The organism is Pseudomonas glycinae, assembly GCF_001594225.2.
Classification (GTDB): Bacteria; Pseudomonadota; Gammaproteobacteria; order Pseudomonadales; family Pseudomonadaceae; genus Aquipseudomonas; species Aquipseudomonas glycinae.
The window spans coordinates 2,466,755-2,486,441 of the sequence record NZ_CP014205.2; the positions used below are offsets into that span (position 1 = coordinate 2,466,755).

Below are 19,687 nucleotides of genomic sequence, written 5' to 3' on the forward strand. Positions count from 1 at the left end.
AATCAACGGATCACCGAAGTTGCAGATACCCGATCCCTACCAACCGGCCAGTGATTTTCTGGCCAGCCTCGACGCCGACTGGCAGCGCCACATCGCTGCGGTCGGCCCCTGCCTGCATCAGCCGCATCCGGCGCGCGATCCGTATGAATCGCTGGTGCGGGCGATTGCCTATCAGCAACTGCACGCCAGGGCTGGCGATGCGATTGTCGGGCGGCTGGTGGGGTTGTTTCCCGGGCAGTCGTTTCCGCGTCCGGAGCAGGTTCTGGCGACGGACTTCGACCGATTGCGCAGTTGCGGGTTTTCGGCGGGCAAGATTGCGACGATTCAGGGGATTGCCCAGGCGACCCTGGACGGTGTGGTGCCGGATTACCCGACCGCGCTGGCGATGGAGGATGAGGCGCTGATCGAGCGGTTGGTCAGCCTGCGCGGGGTTGGCCGCTGGACGGTGGAGATGTTGCTGATCTATAGCCTGGAGCGGCCGGATATTCTGCCGGCCGACGATTTTGGAGTGCGCGAAGGGTATCGGCGGTTGAAGGCGCTGGAGGTGCAGCCGACGCGCAGGCAGATGATCGAGATCGGGTTGGCGTGGAGTCCGTTTCGCACCGTGGCGGCGTGGTATTTGTGGCGGGTAGCCAAGCCGTAGAACGCGTTTTCGTTCATCGCGAGCAGCACACTCACCCCATCTCTTCTAGGCTGAACCGCACCGACGAAAAACACCGGAGGCCACTCATGCACCTCGAAGGCTCCTGCCACTGCGGCGCGGTTTCATTCACCCTCGACAGCGCCCACCCCTACCCTTATCAGCGCTGCTACTGCTCGATCTGCCGCAAGACCCAAGGCGGTGGCGGCTATGCGATCAACCTCGGCGGCGACGCGGCCAGCCTCAAGGTGAGCGGGCGCAAACACATCACGATCTACCACGCGAAAATGAAAGACGAAGGCGATGCCCGCGCCCACCGCAGCAGCGCCGAACGGCACTTCTGCTCGTTGTGCGGCAGCGGACTGTGGCTGTTCAGCCCGGAATGGCCGGAGCTGATCCACCCGTTCGCCTCGGCCATCGACACGCCATTGCCGGTGCCGCCGGAACACACCCACCTGATGCTCGGCTCCAAGGCCTCGTGGGTCGAAGTGCAAGCGAGCGCCAAGGATCAGCAGTTCGAGGTCTACCCCGAAGAATCCATCGCCCAATGGCACGAACGGCTGAAACTGACCCGGTAGCTGCCCCCAGTCTTCGACAGATTGTTGATCGCGCTCAGAACAGCTCGCTGAACGGGATGAAACGCAGCGGATCCCCCATCTGCAAGGTGCTGTTCTCGGGGATTTCCACCAACCCGTCGGCCCAGGTCGCGCCGAGCAGAACCCCGGAACTCTGGTTCGGATACAGCGCCGCCTGCCCGCCCTCCAGGCGTACCCGCAGGTATTCGCGACGGCTGCCGGGTTTCGGCCAATCGAAGCCGGCGTTGACCGTGAAGCTCAGCGGCATCACCTCTTCCACGCCTTGAATGCGCAGCAGGTACGGGCGCGCCAGCAGGCCGAAGGTCACCAGCGCCGAGGTCGGATTGCCCGGCAGGCCGATCACCGGCACCGAGCCGAAATGCCCGACCGTCAGCGGTTTACCGGGCTTGATCGCGAGTTTCCACAGCAGCGGTTTGCCGTTGTCGCGCAGCACCTGGCCGAGGCAGTCGGCATCGCCGGCAGACACGCCGCCGGTGGTCAGAATCAGATCGGCCGCCACTTGCAGTTGCTCGAGTTTGAGCCGGGTCTGCGCCGGGCGATCGGGCAGAATCCCGGCGTCGATCACCTCGCAACCCAGTTCGCGCAACCAGTGGTCGAGCAAGGTGCGGTTGCTGTTGTAGATGCTGCCGGGACGCAGCGGCTGGCCAGGTTCCACCAGCTCATCACCGGTCGACAGCAACGCCACCCGCGGACGACGCACCACCGGCAAATGGGTCATGCCCTGCCCGGCGGCGACGGCCAGTTCGAACGGGCCGAGGCGTTTGCCGGCGCGCAGCAAGGTGTCGCCAACGCGGTTCTCCTGGCCCTGGGCGCGGATGTTCTGGCCGGCCTTAAGCGGTTGCAGGAAACGTACGCGGCCGTCTTCAAGCACCTCGACGTTTTCCTGCATCTCCACGCAATTGGCGCCGGGCGGCAACGGCGCACCCGTGAAAATCCGTGCGCAGGTGCCGGGCAGCAAGGCGTCCGGCGCCATCCCGGCGTAAACCCGCTGTGACACGCTCAACGGCTGGCGATGCAGGTCGGGGAGGTTCAAGGCATAACCGTCCATGGCGCTGTTCGGCCACGGCGGCAGATCGAGTGTGGCGACCAGATCGCTGGCCAGCACCCGCCCGCGCGCCTCATTGAGAAGCACCGCTTCGCTGTCCGGTAGACGTTGTTCATCGGCCATCGCCAACAGTTGGTCGAGGGCGTCCTCGACCGGCATCAACCCCGGCTTGCTCATCCGCGCGGCCCGCAGGCTTGCACCGATTTGAGGTGCGGGACGAAGTTGCACGGGCGATGACGGTTATCCAGTTGTTCGGCGAGGATGCCTTCCCATGCGGTGCGGCAAGCGCCGGTGGAGCCCGGCAGGCAGCACACCAGCGTGCCGTTGGACAAGCCCGCCAGCGCACGGCTTTGTACGGTCGAGGTGCCGATGTCGAGAATCGAGATGGCGCGGAACAGTTCGCCAAAACCGTCGATCTGCTTGTCCAGCAGGCAGGCCACGGCTTCCGGGGTGCTGTCGCGGCCGGTGAAACCGGTGCCGCCGGTGATCAGCACCACTTGAATGTTGTCGTCGGCGATCCACTGCGCGACCTGGGCGCGGATCTTGTACAGGTCGTCCTTGAGCAGGTTGCGCTCGCTCAGGGTGTGGCCGGCCTCCAGCAGACGGCTGACCAGCAACTGGCCGGAGGTGTCACTGGCGTAATCGCGGGTATCGCTGACCGTCAGCACGGCAATATTCAGGGGAACGAACAAGGCATCCGATTTCACACTCATGGCACTCTCCGGCCGTCGTCAATTCAATGGATGACGAGCCTAAGTGCCGCTTGTGACGACTGTCTAATCACTCTGGCCAACCACACTATCGACCTGCTCTATCGGTGATTTTTTTCAACCCCTCGACCGCTGTCCGGGCCAATAAAACCGGGGGTCATCGAAACCCTCGATAGGCTCGTAAACACTGCCGATTGGACGAAAAAAGCCCTCAGTGGGATCGTCGCTCCCTGCGCTTTCCGTGCGCCGTACGCATCTGCGTCAATACTCAATCAAAATTCTCAATCGAGCAGGTGCCGTCGTGGACATCAAACAACTCAAGTTTCTGATCGCGCTGGACGAAACCCGCCACTTCGGCCAGGCCGCCGCGCGCTGTCACATCACCCAGCCGACCCTGTCGATGCGCCTGCGCAATCTGGAAGACGAGCTGGATCTGGTGCTGGTCAATCGCGGCCAGCGCTTCGAAGGGTTCACCCAGGCCGGCGAGCGCGTCCTGGCCTGGGCCCGCACGTTGCTGGCTGCCCATGACGGGTTGTTTGCCGAAGCGGCGGCATGCCGCGGACAACTGGTGGGTAGCCTGCGCCTGGGGCTGGTGCCGCTGAGCAACTTCAATCCGGTGAATTACATTCAGGGTTTGTCAGGGATATTTCCCGAGCTGAAATACAGCCTGTCGTCGCTGAGTTCGGACGAGATCATCGAAGGTCTGGGTAACAATCAGCTGGACTTGGGCGTGTGTTATCTCGACCACGTCAACCCGAACTATTTCGAGTTCTTCGAGATTGGCGAAACCCGCGTCGGCCTGCTCTACGACACCCGCCACTTCCACTTCGAAGGCCCGGAAATGAGCTGGGAAGACGCCGCCGAACTGCCGCTGGGGATGATCACCACCGGCATGCACTACCGAAAATCCATCGACCTGAGTTTCCGCAGTCGCGGGTTGAATCCGCAGCCGATCCTGGAAAGCGACTCGACCTACCAACTGCTGCAGGCGATTCACCAGGGCTTCTGCTGCTCGATCATGCCGCTGGACAGCGGTCTGGAAGAGCCGATCGAGCACCTGGCTTTCATTAACCTGCCGGATGCCAGCGTACTCGCGCCGCTGGGGCTGGTGATGCGCAAGACCGAACCGCGCTCGGCGATTGCCGAGAAGTGTTTTGCCGAGGCGCGCAAGATGTTCGGGGTCGAGGCGCCTGCCGAATAAATGTGTTGAATGTCAGGCCGCCATCGCTGGCGAGCCAGCTCCCACAGTGATTGAGTTAGTCACAAATTCTGTGTTTGACACGAAACCTTGTGGGAGCTGGCTTGCCAGCGATTAGGCCTTATCAGTCAACACCTATTCTCGGCCTGAAAGCGGTGATCGACCAATCCAATCACTGCATCGGAACAAGCGATTGGACGCACTTTTCCCTGCCCCGTAGCCTGAACCCACTTCAGCGCTTCGTGGGACTTTCAAGATGCTGTGCCAAGTTGAACAACTCATCGAACCGGGCGACGCCAATGCCCCCGCGCCACAACCGGCGCAAGTGGCGTACCGCGAATACCTCGACGACACGCCGGTGTCCCACGCGGCGCTGGCGGCGGAAATCGCCCTGGCCATCAGCTACAACGGACTGAATCAGGCGGTGATGATGGTCTCGCCGGGCAACATCGAGGACTTCATTCGCGGCTTCAGCCTCAGCAACGCCATCGTCGACCGCCTCGACGATATTCACGACATCCGCCTGACCCATTTCGACCAGGCCTGCCAGGCCGACGTGCAGATTTCCAGTCGTGCATTCTGGGCTCTGAAAGATCATCGGCGGCAGATGGCGGGCACCAGCGGTTGCGGCCTCTGCGGTGTGGAAGCCCTTGAGCAGGCGCTGCCGCAACTGGAGATCCTCACCCCGACACCGTTGCCACCGGCCGCGCATTTCAACGGCATCCGCCAGCGCATCGAACAGGCCCAGCAACTGGCCCGCAGCAGCGGCGCCCTGCACGCGGCGCTGTACTTCGATGCGGACGGCCAAGCGCTGCTGTGCCGTGAAGACATCGGCCGCCACAACGCCCTCGACAAGCTGATCGGCGCCTTGCAGTTCGAAGGTCTCGATGCGCGTCAGGGCTTCGTCGTGGTCACCAGCCGTTGCAGCCTCGAACTGATTCACAAAGCCGTGCGCGCCCGCCTCGGCACCCTTGTCAGCCTGTCTGCCCCCACCGCGCTGACCGTGCGTTGGGCGCTCAAGCACCGCCTGAACCTGATCCACGTCCCGCACCGCAACGCCCCGCGAATCTACAGCCCGATCCAGGAGCCCACCGCATGAGCAACACCCTCACCCACCTCGACGATCAGGGCCGCGCCAACATGGTCGACGTCAGCGACAAAGCCGCGACCCGCCGCGAAGCCACCGCCCAGGCCTGGGTGCAGATGCGTCCGGAAACCCTGCAAATGATCCAGTCCAACGGCCACCCCAAGGGCGATGTGTTCGCCGTGGCGCGGATCGCCGGGATCCAGGCGGCCAAGCGCACCCACGAGCTGATTCCGCTGTGTCATGCGCTGCTGCTCAGTTCGATCCACGTCGAGCTCAAGGCCTGTGAACCGGACCGCGTGCAGATCACCAGCACCTGCCGCCTCACCGGCCAGACCGGCGTCGAACTCGAAGCCCTGACCGCCGCCAGCGTCGCCGCGCTGACTATCTACGACATGTGCAAGGCGGTGGACCGGGCGATGGTCATCGGCGACATCCGCCTGCTGAGCAAACAGGGCGGCCGCTCGGGCCACTTTCAATGGGAGAACCCGCAATGATTCTGATCAACTACTTCGCAAGCTACCGTGACCGGCTCAATCTGGGCGGTGAAAAGATTCCGGCCAGCGACACCCTCGCTTGTGTCGAAGATGTGCGGCAAATGCTGATGCAGCGCGGCGATGTCTGGCGTGAAGTGCTCGGCGCCGGCAACCTGATGTGCGCGGTGAATCAGGAGCTGTGCCAGCCGGATCAGGCAATCGAGGATTTCGACGAGATCGCGTTTTTCCCGCCGGTCACGGGGGGTTGAGGCATGGGTGTTCGAGTCCAGTGTAAAGGCTTCGATGCCGGTCAGTTGATTGCCGACCTGCATGCGCGCAATCCACGGGTGGGCGCGGTGGTGAATTTCATTGGTTATGTGCGGGATCTGAACGTCGGGCAGTCGGTGACCGAGCTGTTTCTGGAGCACTATCCGGGCATGACCGAGAAGGCTCTGGAGCAGATCGCCGAACAAGCTCGCGAGCGCTGGCCGTTGCTGGCGGTGGAGATTGTGCATCGGGTCGGTGCGCTGTCGGTGACCGAGCCGATCGTGTTTGTTGGCGTCAGCAGCAAGCATCGGCATGCGGCGTTCGAGGCCTGCGCGTTCATCATGGACGTGCTGAAGACCCGGGCGCCGTTCTGGAAACGTGAGACCACGCCGGAGGGTTCGCATTGGGTCGAGGCGCGGGAGAGTGATCAGAATGCGGCGTTTCGCTGGAGTCTGGCGCATGCCTGACCGGGTACTGTCGAATGCGACAAAAGCCTGATTAGATAGCAGCTCCCGCCGATTCGAACGTGGAGCCACACTTGAGCCAGACGCCAAAAGACTTGCCCCGTCCTCAACCCATCACCTTGCGCCAGGCCTGGCCCTTCTGGCTGAAACTCGGCTGCATCGGCTTCGGCGGCCCTGCCGGGCAGATCGCGATCATGCATCAGGAACTGGTGGAGCGCCGGCGCTGGATTTCCGAGCGGCGCTTCCTGCATGCGCTCAACTACTGCATGTTGCTACCCGGCCCCGAGGCCCAACAACTGGCGACTTACATCGGCTGGCTGCTGCATCGCACCCGTGGCGGCGTGCTGGCCGGGGCGTTGTTTGTGTTGCCTTCGCTGCTGATTCTGATCGCTCTGTCGTGGGTCTACATCGCGTTCGGTGACGTACCGGCGGTAGCCGGGGTGTTTTACGGAATCAAACCGGCGGTGACCGCGATTGTGTTGCACGCGGCCCATCGCATCGGTTCGCGAGCGTTGAAGAACAGTTGGTTATGGGCGATCGCCGGGGCAGCGTTCGTGGCGATTTTTGCCTTCAACCTGCCGTTCCCGCTGATCGTGCTCGGCGCAGCATTGATCGGCTATTTCGGCGGACGCTGGGCGCCGCAGCGCTTCAGCAACGGCGGCCATCGCGGCGGCGAAAAGTCCTTCGGCCCGGCGCTGATCGATGACGACACACCGCCGCCCGAGCATGCGCGGTTCCGATTGCCGAGGCTGCTGCGTCTGGTGCTGATCGGTGCGCTGCTGTGGTGCCTGCCGATGGCGTTGCTGACGGCGCTGTTCGGTTGGGGCGGCACCTTCACGCAGATGGGCTGGTTCTTCACCAAAGCGGCATTGCTCACCTTCGGCGGCGCTTACGCCGTGCTGCCTTACGTGTATCAGGGCGCGGTCGGGCATTACGGCTGGCTGACGCCAACGCAGATGATCGACGGTCTGGCCCTGGGCGAAACCACGCCGGGGCCGCTGATCATGGTCGTGGCGTTTGTCGGGTTCGTCGGCGCTTACGTGCAACCGACGTTCGCCGCGGAACACGCGTTCGCCGCCGGCGCGCTGGCCGCGACACTGGTGACCTGGTTCACCTTTCTGCCCTCATTTCTGTTCATCCTCGCCGGTGGGCCGTTGGTGGAGTCGACGCACAACGAATTGAAGTTCACTGCGCCACTGACCGCGATCACCGCAGCGGTGGTCGGGGTGATCCTCAATCTGGCGTGTTTCTTTGCTTACCACGTGTTCTGGCCCGCCGGTTTTACCGGTCAGCCCGATGTTTTCTCGATCGTGCTGGCCCTCATGGCCGCCCTCGCCCTGTTCTTTTTCAAGCGCGGGGTAATCGAGGTGTTGATCGTTTGCGCCCTCGTCGGGCTGGGGTTTTACCTGCTGCGCTGAACCGGGGGGCACGCCACCGCTCGCGGAATCAGGCGTTTACTTGTCCGGGGATTCCCCCTTACTATCCAGCCACACCGGCATGGCGGGACGCTCCCGCCGCCGACGTTTTCCGCCAACGGAAACACGCGTCATGAGCACGTCACTCCAACAATCAGAATCGTTGAACGTCTCTGCAATGTGCGCCCTCCTTCACAGGGGCCGCGCATGAATCGCATCGTCAATCTCCCCATGGCCCTGAGCCGTTCCAAGCTGCGTCACTCCGCACGCCCGCCGGATATCTGCCTGCCCGTCTGATCGCACCGATAAAAACCGCGACAGCTCCCCTTCTTTTTTCGATATCCCTGCCAGGACGCCCGCGCCTTTTGCCGCGCTGCGTCCGGCCCGAATCTGCGCGCCTGTGCGGCGCCATCGTGAGTGATTGATTATGAAATTCGCAGCCATTGAAGACGCCCGTCACTTTCTCGAACAGAACCCTGACATCGACATGATCGAGCTGTTCATCCTCGACGCCAACGGTGTGCCCCGGGGCAAGTTGTTGCACCGCGAAGAGCTGCTCGCCGTGTACGAAAGCGGCCGACCGCTGCCAAGCACCATCCTCGGCCTGACCGTGCATGGCGAAGACGTGGAAAACTCCGGTCTGGTGTGGGACGTCGGCGATATCGACTGCCGCGCCTACCCACTGGAAGGCAGTCTGGTGCGCCTGCCGTGGCGGCAGATTCCGACCGCTGCGGTGCAGGTCAGCATGCACCCGGAACAAGGCATGCCGGCGAGCATTGCCGACCCGCGCCATCTGCTGATCAAGGTCATCGACCGCTTGAAAGCCGAGGGTTACCACCCGGTCATGGCCTGCGAGCTGGAGTTCTATCTGCTCGACGCCAAACGCGATCACAACGGCCGCCCGCAACCGGCGCTGGATGCCGACGGCGGTCGACCGCGACACACCCAGGTCTACGGTTTGCGTGAGCTGGAACAGATCGAACCGTTCCTCGCCGACCTTTATAGCGCCTGCAAGCTGCACGGCATTCCGGCGCGCACGGCGATCTCGGAATATGCGCCCGGTCAGGTGGAAATCACCCTCGAACACGGCGATGCACTGGAGGCGATGGATCAGGCGGTGCGCTACAAACGCCTGGTAAAAGCCGTAGCGCACAAGCATGGGATGCAGGCGACGTTCATGGCCAAGCCGTTCGATCATCTGGCTGGCACCGGCATGCACATGCACGTCAGCCTCGCCGATGCCGAGGGACGCAATCTGTTTGCCTCCGAGGACCCGGCCGGCACCCCGCTGCTGCGCACGGCGATTGGCGGGATGCTCGCCTCGTTGCTGGACTCGCTGCTGCTGTTCTGCCCGAACGCCAACTCCTACCGGCGTTTCCAGGCCAACAGTTACGCGCCACTGGCGCCGACCTGGGGCGTCGACAACCGCACCGTCAGCCTGCGCGTGCCCGGCGGCCCGGCCAACACCCGGCACATCGAACACCGCATCTGCGGCGCCGATGCCAACCCGTATCTGGCAGCGGCGGCGATCCTCGCGGGCATTCATCGCGGGATAAAAGACGACATCGATCCGGGCGAGCCGGTGGAAGGCAACGGCTACGCGCAGGCGAACGAGCTGCTGCCGACCGATTGGCTGACCTCGCTCACGGCGCTGGAAAAATCGGTGTGGGCGCGGGATGCGCTGGGGCAGGAATTCCTCGGGGTGTATCTGGCGGTGAAACGCGCGGAATACCGGCAGTTCATGGCCGAAGTGGGTGAGCAGGACTGGCGCTGGTACCTCACAGAGGCCTGAACATTCCCCGCAGTCCACTGTGGGAGCTGGCTTGCCAGCGATGAGGTCGGCACATTCAGCATCTCTGGTGACTGACACTCCGCCATCGCTGGCAAGCCAGCTCCCACAAGGACTGCACTTTGCTTCCCGAATTTTGTGTGGAAATAAAAATGACTGAACGCAGCAATTCCTACTACACCGCCACCCTCAACCGCGACACTGACTACCCGACCCTGCAAGGCCGGCACAAGGTCGATGTAGTGATCATCGGCGGCGGTTTCACCGGCGTCGCCACTGCCGTCGAGCTGGCCGAGAAAGGCCTGAAAGTCGCCATCGTCGAAAGCCACAAGATCGGCTGGGGCGCCACCGGGCGCAATGGCGGGCAGGTCACCGGCAGCCTGTCCGGCGACGGCGCGATGCGCAAACAGATGCGCAACACCTTGGGCGACGAGGTCGATGACTTCATCTGGCACCTGCGCTGGCGTGGGCACGAAATCATCAAACAGCGCGTCGAGAAATACGGCATCGAGTGCGACCTCAAGCACGGCCACCTGCACGCTGCCTACAAGCCAAGCCACATGGCCGGTTTGCGCAGCGACTACGACGAAGCCGTGCGGCGCGGCATGGGCGATGAAGTCAGCCTGCTCGACCGCAGCCAGGTGCGCGATCTGCTGCAAAGCGAGCTCTATCACGGCGCAATCAAGAACACCCGCAACATGCACCTGCACCCGCTCAACCTGTGCATCGGTGAAGCGCGGGCGGCAGAAAGCCTCGGCGCGCTGATCTTCGAAAACAGCGAAGTGCTGGAAATCATTCACGGCGACAGTCCCGGCGTGCGCACCGCCCACGGCCGGATCGACGCCAATCAGGTGCTGCTGGCCGGCGACGTTTACCACAAACTCGAACCGGGCCAGCTCAAGGGCAAGATCTTCCCGGCCATGGGCGGCATCGTCACCACCGAACCATTGGGCGATCTGGCAAAACAGATCAACCCTGAAGACCTCGCCGTTTACGACTGCCGCTTCGTGCTCGACTACTACCGTCTCACCGCCGACGGCCGCCTGCTGTTCGGCGGCGGCGCCAACTACAGCGGCAAGGACTCACGGGACATCGCCGGCGAACTGCGGCCATGTATCGAACAGACTTTCCCGGCGCTCAAAGGGGTGAAGATCGACTACCAGTGGAGCTGCGCGATGGGCATCGTCATCAACCGCATCCCGCAACTGGGCAAGCTCTCGGACAACGTCTGGTATTGCCAGGGCTACTCCGGCCACGGCATCGCCACGACCCACATCATGGGCGAAATCATGAGCCGGGCGATCACCGGGCAGATGCAGCAGTTCGACACGTTTGCCGCGTGCTCGCACATTCGCGTGCCGATGGGTGACTTGCTGGGGAATCCGATGCTGGCGGCGGGCATGTGGTACTACCAGATGCTGGAAAAACTGCGCTGATTGATTCCTCGACCGCGTGCCAGTTTATGTATTGGATCGACTGGCCTCTTCGCGGGCAAGTCGAATCGTCGCACCGCAGCTCCCACAAAGTTTGGGGCATACCTGAGTTTTGAGTACGCCTCGGACACTGTGGGAGCGAGCTTGCTCGCGATGGGGCCCTTAAATTCACCACAAAACTCAATCCTGCAGTTGCTCAACCTCAATTCCCAACCGCCGATAATCCTCGACATTCCCCGACGCCACATGCCGTTCGGTGATCAGCGTGTGCAAGCGCTCGCACGGCGCGACCACAAACGGTTCTACCGCGCCGAGCTTGTCCGCCGTGGTCACGGCAATCACCCGCGCCGCACAATCGAGCAGCGCCTGCTTGACCGGCACTTCATCGAAATGCAGCGAGGTGATGCCCACCTCCGGATGAATCGCGCAGACCCCGGTGATCGCCAGATCCGCCTTGATCCCCGACAGCAGCCGCAGCGCCTCGTGACCGCCGGCGGCCATGGTTTTCGGATTGAGCTGCCCGCCCGCCAGAATCACTTTGACGCCCGGGTATTCCGACAACGCAATTGCCGTCATCGGTGACGCCGTGACCGCCGTGAGGCTGATGTCCCTGGGCAACGAGCGCGCCACCTGCAACGAGGTGGAACCGGAGTCGAACATCACCGTTTGCCCATTCCGAATCTGCTGCGCCGCCAATTGCGCCAGACGAATCTTCACCTCGTCGATCTCGTCCAGCCGGGTGAAGTAATCCTTGCCGGTGTCCTTGGGCCTCGGCAGCGCCCCGCCATGCACTCGCTGCACCAGTCCGGCGTTATCCAGCTCGGCCAGATCGCGGCGGATGGTGTCTTCGGACACCGCAAAATGCTGGCTCAACTCGGACGCCATGACCTTGCCGTCACGTTCGAGGATCAAAAGGATTTTCTGCCGGCGCAGGGAAGGAAGCTCGGATGCGGAATGATCGTGCATGGTTTTGCCTGTTTGTGCTTGTCGTTGCAGGTTTGGCGAGATTAGCCAAGCCGGTCGGTAAACACAACGCAGGTATCAATGGCTTCGATCATTGGAATCACGAAGCCGAATTTTTTCTTTTTACCCCACCCCGGCAGAATGGCCCCACTTTCAAAAGGACCAGGATGAATACCCCATGAACCTCAATTTCGCATTTGCCTGCATGGTCGTCGTATCGTTTGCCATCGCGCTCGGGCATGCCTGATCGAAATCAATGCTCGATCGGCGATCACTCCGCCAACACCCGCGCCTTGCGCACGAACAGCGCATGCACCTTGTCCCAGAAATTGCCGCCCAGCACGAAAAAGCTGCCGACGAACATCAAGTCGCCCAGCGCCTGCATCTGCCAGAGGTTGGGCCGTACGCCCGGGAAGAAGTTGTCGAAATACGGTTCCAGGAAGGACGACAGCAGCGGCAGGCAGAACATCACCACGCCGATCTTGTGGCGCAGCGGGCTGACTTCAGCCACCGGAGTCGGAATCACGCCGGAGATATAGCGGCCAATCGTGCGCTTGAGCTCGGCGAACCCGGCCTTGCCCATCACCGCAATCACCAGCAGCAACAGCACTTTATTGCTGATGAACAGCACCCCGGTCAGCGCCGCGACTTTCGAGCCCGGCACGTCGAGGGCGGCGGCAATCGGCACCATCAGCCACGAACCGAGCATCAGGCAGATGATTGCCACGCCGACCTTGAAACGCCAGCTGGCGCTGGTGGGGGCAAGCGGTTCTTGAGCAGTGTCCATGGCTTCCTACCTTTTTATCCGGGGCGGGGTTCGGTGGTGTTCGCCTGAAAAAGCGTAGCAGTTGATTGCTTCGATCAACCGGCAATCTGCGGTCTATGCTCCAGTGACATTTCCCGCTGGGGCCTCCCGGTATGCCTGCAACGCCAGCCCTGCTGATCCGTCCCGGCCACCTGCTGCTGCTCGGTGCGCTGAGCCTTGGCGGCTGCCTGCGGCTGGGCCCGGATTTCCAGCCACCGGCCGAGGCCTGGAGCAAGCAGTGGCAAAGTCCGGCACTGGAGCAGGCCAGCGAACGCGGCACGCTGCCGGATCTGCGCCAGTGGTGGCAGGTGTTTGCCGATCCGATCCTCGACCGTTTGATCAGCGACGCCGAAGCCCGCAACAGCAGCCTGAAAATCGCCGGGCTGCGGGTCCTCGAAGCCCGCGCGCAACTGGGCATCGCCGACAGCGGTCGCTACCCGCAGCTGCAACAGGCCAGCGCCGACAGCCTGTACATCGACCGCCATCAGTCCGGCGGCAACAACCCGCAGGACTTGCACTTCTGGCAGCACAGCGCCGCGTTCGATGTCGGCTGGGAGCTGGATTTCTGGGGCCGCTTCAGCCGCGCCATCGAGTCCGCCGACGCCAGCTACTTCGCCGCCCAGGCCAATTACGAAGACGCCCTCGTTCTATTACGCGCTCAAGTGGCCGACACCTACTTTGCCCTGCGCACCACAGAAGCCCGGCTGCGGGTCGCCCGGGAGAACGCCGCTCAGCAAAAACGCAATTTCGAGATCACCGAAAAACTCTTTCGCAGCGGCCAGACCGCCGAACTCGATCTGCAACAGGCCAGAACCCAATACCTCGGCACCCTCAGCAGCATTCCGGCGTTCGAAGACCAGTTGCTGCGCACCCGCAATGCGCTGGCGGTGCTGGTCGGCCAGCCGCCCGGTGGCGCGGCGTTTCTGGCGGAGCAACCGGGGCTGATTCCGCTGGTGGATCGCGCGGTGTTGCAGGACGTCCCGGCCAACCTGCTGCTGCGCCGTCCCGATGTGCGCGCGGCGGAGCTGAACGTGGCCGCGCAATCGGCGCTGGCCGGCGTGGCCGAAACCGATCTGTATCCCTCGCTGACCTTGCTCGGCAGCATCGTCTGGTCCAGCGACACCCTCGGCACCACCCCGCGCAGTCTCGACCTGATCGGCGGCCCGAGCCTGCGCTGGAATCTGTTCGATTACGGACGCATCCACAACAACATCCGCGTGCAGGACGCGCGGTTGCAGCAACTGATCGAGACCTATCGCGACAAAGTCCGCCAGGCTGCCCGCGAGGCCGACGACGCCGCCAGCGGCCTGACCAAAGCGCTGGAACGCGAGCGCATTCTCGGCGAGGCCGAAGGCGCGGCGCGACGTTCGGTGGTGCTGGCCAACACTCAATATCGCGAAGGCTATTCAGACTTTCAGCGGGTGCTCGATGCCCAGCGCGCATTGCTGGAGCTACAGGACAACTATCTGGTCAGCCGCAGCAACGCCGTGAGCAATCTGATCGCTTTGTACCGCGCGGTCGGTGGTGGCTGGCAAAGCGCCGGACCGCACATTGATTCAGCGACCCGACAGCAGATGCAGCAACGCACCGACTGGGGCGATCTGCTGAGCGCCCCGCCGCCCCAACCGACCTATCCGATTCCCTCGCAGGTAGACCGCCATGAGTGATGAAGCGCCGCCGGATCCGGCGAAAAAAGGCATCCGCTGGGTGCTGCTGGTGATTGTGCTGAGCCTGGTCTGGTATCTGCTGGCCGACCGTTTTACGCCCTACACCCAACAGGCGCGGGTCGGCGCATTTGTGATCCCGGTGGCGGCGGAAGTCGCGGGCCGGGTGATCAAGGTCAACGTGCGCAACAATCAGGACGTGCAGGCCGGCGACATCCTCTTCGAGCTCGATCCGCAGCCGCTGCAGATCGCCGTCGACCGGGCCCGCGCCGATCTGGAAAACACCCGGCGCACGGTCGGCGCCAGCACCGCCGGCATCGCGTCGGCTCAGGCATCGTTGCGTGCGGCGCAAGCCAATGAACTCAAAACGCGTCAGGACAATCGACGGCTGGAAGGCTTGTACAAAGAAGACCCAGGCACGGTGTCCGTACGGCTGCTGGAAGTGTCCCGGGCCAATCACGAGGCCGCCGTCAGCCAGGTCGCCGCCGCCCGGGCCGAAGTGCTGCGCGCCCAGGAGCAGGAAGGCGGCAACACCGACACCAACGCCAAACTGCTCAGCGCTGCCGCCACACTAGCCAAGGCCGAACTGGATCTGGCCAACACCCGCATCGGCGCGCGTTCGGCGGGTCTGATCACCGACCTGCGCACCGATGTCGGCCAGTTCGCCGCTGCCGGCAGTCCGGTGATGACGTTGATCACGATCCAGGACGTGTGGGTCAGCGCCGACCTCACCGAGAACAACCTCGGCCGGATCAAGCCCGGCACACCGGTGTCGATCATCCTCGACGCCCTGCCCGGCGAAGTGCTCGACGGCCGGGTGCGCAGCGTCGGTTACGGTGTCAGCGTCGGCCAGACTCCGCCGCCCGGCACACTGCCGACGATCCAGAACAGCCGCGACTGGCTGCGTCCGGCGCAGCGTTTTCCGGTGATTATCGAGTTCAGCGAAGAGGCGAAAAAGCGTCTGTTCGAGAGGCGTTCGATTCGCGCTGGCGGGCAGGCGGAAGTCATGGCGTTTCCCAGCGAAGGCAATCTGCTCAATCCGCTCGGGCGGGTGTTTGTCTGGTTGATGAGTTGGCTGTCGTATGCCTATTGAGCGCAGCGTTCCGGCGCAACGGGCCTTGCGCCTGGCTTGCGGCACGGCGTTGTGCACCGCCGCCAGTTACGGCCTCGCTCTTCCGCTGTCGTTTCTATCGCCGGTGTTAGCGGTGTTGCTGCTGGCCAGCATGCCTCGACCGTTGCCGGTGAAAATGGCGCTGGTGCTGACGTTGGTCGCCGCATTCACCACCAGTCTCGGGCTGTTGCTGGTGCCGTTGCTGCGTTATTACCCGGTGTGCGGCGTGCTGCTGATCGGTATCGGACTGTTTCTGGTGTTCACCTACGGCTTGCGCGGCGGCAACGTGCTGATAATGACGTTTCTGGTGATCGGCATGACCATGATCTCCGCCGCCGGTTTCGCCTCATTCGAGCTGGCGATGGCGGTGATCGGCGCGCTGGTCAAAGGCCTGTTGCTGGCCGTCGTCATCGTCGGCCTGAGCCACGTCCTGTTCCCGGAACCGGCCAACAGCCCCGCGCCACCACCCGCTCCCGCCCTGCCCGCCGAAGACGTGCCCCGCGTAGCAATGCGCGCAACATTGATCGTGCTGCCGACCTTCCTGCTGGTGCTGATCGACCCGGCCAGCTACCTGCCGATCATCCTCAAAGCCGTCAGCCTCGGCCAGCAAAGCACCACCACCCGCACCCATCACGCCGGGCGCGAATTGCTCGGCTCGACCTTGCTTGGCGGGCTGCTGGCGGTGCTGTTCTGGTGTGCGTTAAGCCTGTTCGTACACCTGTGGATGTTCTTTCTGTGGATGCTGCTGTTCGGGCTGTTGCTGGCGCGCAAACTCTATCGGTTGCACCTGACGCAACTGACGCCGGGGTTCTGGCTCAACACCCTGATCACCATGATTATCCTGCTCGGCCAGTCGGTGGAGGACAGTGCAGCGGGCAAGGACGTCTACACCGCGTTCGCGGTGCGCATGGGGTTGTTCATTCTGGTGACGCTCTACAGCGGCGTGATGATGCACCTGCTCGTCGCGCACCGGGAAAGCCGTCAGGGCGTGACCTGATAACCCCGCCCTTGCAGGCAACCGGTGTAGGCGCTTGAACTGGCTGAAGCATCGGTTCGCCGCTGCTCGCGCCGATCCTGCCGCTGCCGCGCACCACCGACTACCGCACCGGCGGCAGCCGTGTCTTTGGCGCGGTTCTGGCGATAATCCTGCTTGCGATCATCGTCCACGGCTTCGTAAAACTCGTCGTGCTGACGGCCGCGCACTTCAGTGGCGGTGGCGCCGGCAGCGGCTCCCACTGCAGCGCCCTTCAACCGACCGCCGGCCTGGGGTGTCGACGTGGTTGAGGTGGACGCGATGGAATGGCAGTCGTTGATGTCGATCTGGGTTTGTTGAGAGGTCTGGCCCTTGAGCGGGACGACAGATTCAGCGCTGGCCTGTGTGGCGCACAGGCACGCTGCGATGAACAGTGAATGGCGGAACATGATGACCTCCGACGCGGCGGGGTTGCCTGTGGGGCGGGGTAATCTGGGAGTGTAGTTTACGACCAATTCAGCAACGCTGAGCGAGTGATGGCCAAGAGATATCAAATTGAGTATAAACGTTGGGTTCTGTCATTCATTCGGAATGCAGCGATGGAAAGGATGAGCAAGGATGTACGTATATAAAATGGTTCAGGTCCCACCAAACATTGAAGTCCGTGCCAAGGAGCACCGTGGGAATGAAGCCGCAGCCTACCTTCAGAACGTAGTGAACTCCCACGCAGAAGACGGTTGGGAGTTTTACCGAATCGATACCATTGGGGTTTCTGTCAAACCAGGGTGCTTTGATGCGCTGCTCGGTAAGAAAAACGTACTGACCGAGTATTACGTCATTTCCCTACGCAAGCCTGCATGATGGTCCCCATCGCCATATTGGCAATCCGTTGCTATCAGAAAATGGCGCCTGAAAGGCTGAGATCGGCATGTAGATTCGAACCTAGCTGTTCGAACTACTCGATTTTGGCCTTTCAGAAATATGGCTTTTTCAAAGGGGTCGATCTAACCGCCCGGCGAATTTGCAGATGCCGTTATCCAAACGGTGGCACTGATTATCCATAAAAATCAGCACAACCTGGATCACGCCCCTTCCCGCACCCGCCGAACCTGCACCAACAACGCCGGTGCAAAGTGCAACACCACCATCCGCGCCAGATGGTGAGTCAGGATAAACACCACATTCAGCCCGCCCGCGAACGCCACAATCGCGATGGTTTCGATTGCCCCCGGCATGTAGGCCAGCCACAGCGACAACGCATCGCTGCCCAGCAACCGTGCCGCCGCCAATGCAAAAATCGCCGCGACCAGAATCATCAAACCGACCGACACCAGAGCCGTGCGGCCATGACGTCCCAGTTCCGCGAGGCCCAATCCCTGGAATCGGGAGCCGATCCGCACACCCAGAATCAGCGCCGCCAGATTCAGGCTCCAATCCGGCATGTGAAAGCCCTGCAGCCATCCTGATTTCACGAACACGGCGGTGATGATGATTGCCGTCAACATGAACGGCGCCGGCACGCCAACAACCAGCAGCAAACGCCCGACCACCACGCTCAAACCGATCACCGACAGCACGGTCAACGCCATGCCCGTCGACAGCGGCTCGACCTCGGCCACCGCAACCGGCGCCGTTCCGGGAATCAGCAAACTCACCAGCACCGTGATCAGCAGCAGCCGCATCAAGTGCACGATGATCACCTTGCTCGACGCCTGATGCGATTCCAGCAGATCGAACACCGCCGCCAACGCCCCCGGATACACGGCCAACAAGGCATCCGTGCGATTCCACCCTGCCCCGCGCGACAGCCACCACGCGGCCAGCGCCACTTGCACTGCCAGGCACAACAGCAAGACGCCGAGGCTCGGCAACATCGTCGAGACGGTCGCGCTGTCCCACGCTTCGAACATCAACCCGGTGGCGATACCTAGCGTGACCTGGATGTAGCCCAGACCATAAGGCGTTGCCGGCACGATGCCGAATCTGGTGACTACAAGCGCGGTGACAAGGATCGAGCCCAACAGCAAACCGTGGGGCACGCCTTCGAATTGCAACAGTGCGCCGAAGCCGGCAGCAATCGCCAAACACAGAATGGATTTCATGGTCGCCTTCCTGGCTATTCAAGGTGCTTTTCAGTTAGGTCAGGCGCGCAGCCGTCCAATCGCCCGCCGATATTTTTCGATCCGCTCCAGATCCTCCCAACTCGGCGAGGCAATCCGCGATAGGTCGCTGTTTTCTTCCAGATCCGCCAGTTTCACCACCCGCCCGATAGGGTTTTGCGCCGCGCGCTCGACGAAGTCCTCGTAGGATTCGCCGGGCACTTTGGTCACCGATTCGATGGCGGACAAAACGGCTTCGCTGAAGCCTTCCTTGCGCAAATCCTCCAGGCTGATGCCGCAGTCCTCGACCACATCGTGCAACACCGCGACGATGCGCTCTTCCAGGCTGCTCATGCGCAACATGACCTTCAGCGGATGCAAAATATACGGCGCACCGCCCTTGTCCACCTGCCCCGCGTGGGCCGTGGCGGCAATCGCGATGGCGCGTTCCAGTGTCTGAGTCATGGGGGTTTCCTCGGGTCAGACGCCGTACCGGCCGCCAATATAGAAGTGGCGCTTGAACCAGCGCCCGATCGCCTGCAAACGCCCAGTTGGCTGCGCCGGCTCGGCATAGCGCTGGAGGATCAGAGAGACCAGATCAGCCTGACTCTCCCTCGGATGAGCATCCAGCAACTCGACCACCCAGGCACAACCGGCCTTCTTCAAATGCTCCCGCCATTCACCGGGCCAGCCATCCAGCTCATCCAGCGCCAACCACCGCGCACCACCCTGCTCGACATGCCCGCCGCCGATCGATTGCTCGAAACAGAACGGCGTCGCCGGGCGGGACAGGTCGATGCTGAAGATGTAGATGTCCTGGGTTTTGTGCTGCGACGTGGGGGCGTTGTTGCGGCTGCCGATCTGAATCATGCGCGGTTCCGTCCGTGGGAGAGGCGTTACAACTTGTTTCGCAGTCTACGACGTGGTGCTGATGGGGGGAACCTTTGGCGATGAG

At 62.6% G+C, this 19,687-nt stretch carries 23 protein-coding genes; 15 read left to right on the forward strand and 8 right to left on the reverse strand.

Going from position 1 to position 19,687, the window contains the following annotated elements; genetic code table 11:
- The first annotated feature begins 25 nt into the window (after window positions 1–25).
- Together AWU82_RS10960 and AWU82_RS10965 are read left to right on the forward strand one after the other, a co-directional pair.
- Entirely contained in the window at window positions 26–643 is a 618-nt protein-coding gene (locus tag AWU82_RS10960; protein WP_064384125.1) for a DNA-3-methyladenine glycosylase family protein, read from the forward strand.
- Window positions 644–729: 86 nt separating this feature from the next.
- A complete protein-coding gene (locus AWU82_RS10965; protein ID WP_064382312.1) occupies window positions 730–1,218 on the forward strand; it encodes a GFA family protein in 489 nt (162 codons plus the stop codon).
- A gap of 34 nt (window positions 1,219–1,252) precedes the next feature.
- Here AWU82_RS10965 and AWU82_RS10970 read toward each other — a convergent pair whose 3' ends face one another.
- Both AWU82_RS10970 and moaB read right to left on the reverse strand, forming a co-directional pair.
- A complete protein-coding gene (locus AWU82_RS10970; protein ID WP_064382313.1) occupies window positions 1,253–2,458 on the reverse strand; it encodes a molybdopterin molybdotransferase MoeA in 1,206 nt (401 codons plus the stop codon).
- The gene (gene moaB / locus AWU82_RS10975; protein ID WP_064382314.1) at window positions 2,455–2,994 is read right to left on the reverse strand and encodes a molybdenum cofactor biosynthesis protein B; all 540 of its coding nucleotides are present in this window, start codon (window positions 2,992–2,994) and stop codon (window positions 2,455–2,457) included. Before moaB ends, AWU82_RS10970 begins: the two co-directional genes overlap by 4 nt.
- Before the next feature lie 298 nt (window positions 2,995–3,292).
- Between moaB and AWU82_RS10980 the strand changes: the two genes are divergently transcribed.
- From AWU82_RS10980 to AWU82_RS11015, 8 genes are all read left to right on the forward strand, one after another.
- The gene (locus AWU82_RS10980) at window positions 3,293–4,192 is read left to right on the forward strand and encodes a LysR family transcriptional regulator (protein ID WP_064382315.1); all 900 of its coding nucleotides are present in this window, start codon (window positions 3,293–3,295) and stop codon (window positions 4,190–4,192) included.
- 253 nt (window positions 4,193–4,445) lie between these two features.
- Window positions 4,446–5,288 (forward strand): formate dehydrogenase accessory sulfurtransferase FdhD, encoded by an 843-nt coding sequence (gene fdhD / locus AWU82_RS10985; protein WP_064382316.1) that lies wholly within the window; start codon window positions 4,446–4,448, stop codon window positions 5,286–5,288.
- Window positions 5,285–5,770 (forward strand): cyclic pyranopterin monophosphate synthase MoaC, encoded by a 486-nt coding sequence (gene moaC, locus AWU82_RS10990; protein WP_039770876.1) that lies wholly within the window; start codon window positions 5,285–5,287, stop codon window positions 5,768–5,770. The genes fdhD and moaC overlap by 4 nt, the downstream gene beginning before the upstream one ends.
- The gene (locus AWU82_RS10995) at window positions 5,767–6,018 is read left to right on the forward strand and encodes a MoaD/ThiS family protein (RefSeq protein WP_007957033.1); all 252 of its coding nucleotides are present in this window, start codon (window positions 5,767–5,769) and stop codon (window positions 6,016–6,018) included. Before moaC ends, AWU82_RS10995 begins: the two co-directional genes overlap by 4 nt.
- 3 nt (window positions 6,019–6,021) lie before the next feature.
- Window positions 6,022–6,483, forward strand: a complete 462-nt coding sequence (gene moaE / locus AWU82_RS11000; RefSeq protein WP_064382317.1) for a molybdopterin synthase catalytic subunit MoaE — start codon at window positions 6,022–6,024, stop codon at window positions 6,481–6,483.
- Between the two features lie 71 nt (window positions 6,484–6,554).
- Window positions 6,555–7,898 (forward strand): chromate efflux transporter, encoded by a 1,344-nt coding sequence (gene chrA / locus AWU82_RS11005; RefSeq protein WP_064382318.1) that lies wholly within the window; start codon window positions 6,555–6,557, stop codon window positions 7,896–7,898.
- Window positions 7,899–8,322: 424 nt separating this feature from the next.
- Window positions 8,323–9,687 (forward strand): glutamine synthetase family protein, encoded by a 1,365-nt coding sequence (locus AWU82_RS11010; protein ID WP_064382319.1) that lies wholly within the window; start codon window positions 8,323–8,325, stop codon window positions 9,685–9,687.
- A gap of 149 nt (window positions 9,688–9,836) precedes the next feature.
- Complete coding sequence (locus AWU82_RS11015; RefSeq protein WP_064382320.1) at window positions 9,837–11,120, forward strand: NAD(P)/FAD-dependent oxidoreductase; 1,284 nt, start codon at window positions 9,837–9,839, stop codon at window positions 11,118–11,120.
- Between the two features lie 177 nt (window positions 11,121–11,297).
- Here the strand turns inward: AWU82_RS11015 and AWU82_RS11020 are convergent, their stop codons facing one another.
- Together AWU82_RS11020 and AWU82_RS11025 are read right to left on the reverse strand one after the other, a co-directional pair.
- Window positions 11,298–12,083, reverse strand: a complete 786-nt coding sequence (locus AWU82_RS11020; protein ID WP_064382321.1) for a DeoR/GlpR family DNA-binding transcription regulator — start codon at window positions 12,081–12,083, stop codon at window positions 11,298–11,300.
- A 268-nt stretch (window positions 12,084–12,351) separates the two neighbouring features.
- Window positions 12,352–12,867: a transporter suffix domain-containing protein gene (locus AWU82_RS11025; RefSeq protein ID WP_064382322.1), complete on the reverse strand. Its 516-nt coding sequence runs from the start codon at window positions 12,865–12,867 to the stop codon at window positions 12,352–12,354.
- 131 nt (window positions 12,868–12,998) lie between these two features.
- Here AWU82_RS11025 and AWU82_RS11030 point away from each other — a divergent pair, with 131 nt between their 5' ends.
- From AWU82_RS11030 to AWU82_RS11040, 3 genes are read left to right on the forward strand one after another with little or no spacing between them, the layout of a single operon-like run.
- The gene (locus AWU82_RS11030) at window positions 12,999–14,552 is read left to right on the forward strand and encodes a TolC family protein (RefSeq protein WP_190241579.1); all 1,554 of its coding nucleotides are present in this window, start codon (window positions 12,999–13,001) and stop codon (window positions 14,550–14,552) included.
- Window positions 14,545–15,642, forward strand: coding sequence for an HlyD family secretion protein (locus AWU82_RS11035; RefSeq protein WP_064382323.1), 1,098 nt, complete (start codon window positions 14,545–14,547; stop codon window positions 15,640–15,642). The genes AWU82_RS11030 and AWU82_RS11035 overlap by 8 nt, the downstream gene beginning before the upstream one ends.
- On the forward strand, window positions 15,632–16,657 hold the full coding sequence (locus tag AWU82_RS11040; RefSeq protein WP_064382324.1) for a DUF2955 domain-containing protein: 1,026 nt from the start codon (window positions 15,632–15,634) through the stop codon (window positions 16,655–16,657). Before AWU82_RS11035 ends, AWU82_RS11040 begins: the two co-directional genes overlap by 11 nt.
- Here AWU82_RS11040 and AWU82_RS11045 read toward each other — a convergent pair.
- The gene (locus AWU82_RS11045) at window positions 16,642–17,082 is read right to left on the reverse strand and encodes a YMGG-like glycine zipper-containing protein (RefSeq protein WP_064382325.1); all 441 of its coding nucleotides are present in this window, start codon (window positions 17,080–17,082) and stop codon (window positions 16,642–16,644) included. The two genes, AWU82_RS11040 and AWU82_RS11045, sit on opposite strands and share 16 nt — an antisense overlap.
- Window positions 17,083–17,251: 169 nt before the next feature.
- Here AWU82_RS11045 and AWU82_RS11050 point away from each other — a divergent pair, with 169 nt between their 5' ends.
- Both AWU82_RS11050 and yidD read left to right on the forward strand, forming a co-directional pair.
- Window positions 17,252–17,494: a hypothetical protein gene (locus AWU82_RS11050; protein WP_011333569.1), complete on the forward strand. Its 243-nt coding sequence runs from the start codon at window positions 17,252–17,254 to the stop codon at window positions 17,492–17,494.
- A 41-nt stretch (window positions 17,495–17,535) separates the two neighbouring features.
- Window positions 17,536–17,697, forward strand: coding sequence for a membrane protein insertion efficiency factor YidD (gene yidD, locus AWU82_RS11055; protein ID WP_236191585.1), 162 nt, complete (start codon window positions 17,536–17,538; stop codon window positions 17,695–17,697).
- Window positions 17,698–17,715: 18 nt separating this feature from the next.
- Here the strand turns inward: yidD and AWU82_RS11060 are convergent, their stop codons facing one another.
- From AWU82_RS11060 to AWU82_RS11070, 3 genes are read right to left on the reverse strand one after another with little or no spacing between them, the layout of a single operon-like run.
- Window positions 17,716–18,735, reverse strand: coding sequence for an AbrB family protein (locus AWU82_RS11060; protein WP_064382326.1), 1,020 nt, complete (start codon window positions 18,733–18,735; stop codon window positions 17,716–17,718).
- A 39-nt stretch (window positions 18,736–18,774) separates the two neighbouring features.
- Window positions 18,775–19,197, reverse strand: a complete 423-nt coding sequence (locus AWU82_RS11065; protein ID WP_064382327.1) for an HD domain-containing protein — start codon at window positions 19,195–19,197, stop codon at window positions 18,775–18,777.
- 15 nt (window positions 19,198–19,212) lie between these two features.
- Window positions 19,213–19,602: a hypothetical protein gene (locus tag AWU82_RS11070; protein WP_064382328.1), complete on the reverse strand. Its 390-nt coding sequence runs from the start codon at window positions 19,600–19,602 to the stop codon at window positions 19,213–19,215.
- Window positions 19,603–19,687 lie beyond the last annotated feature (85 nt).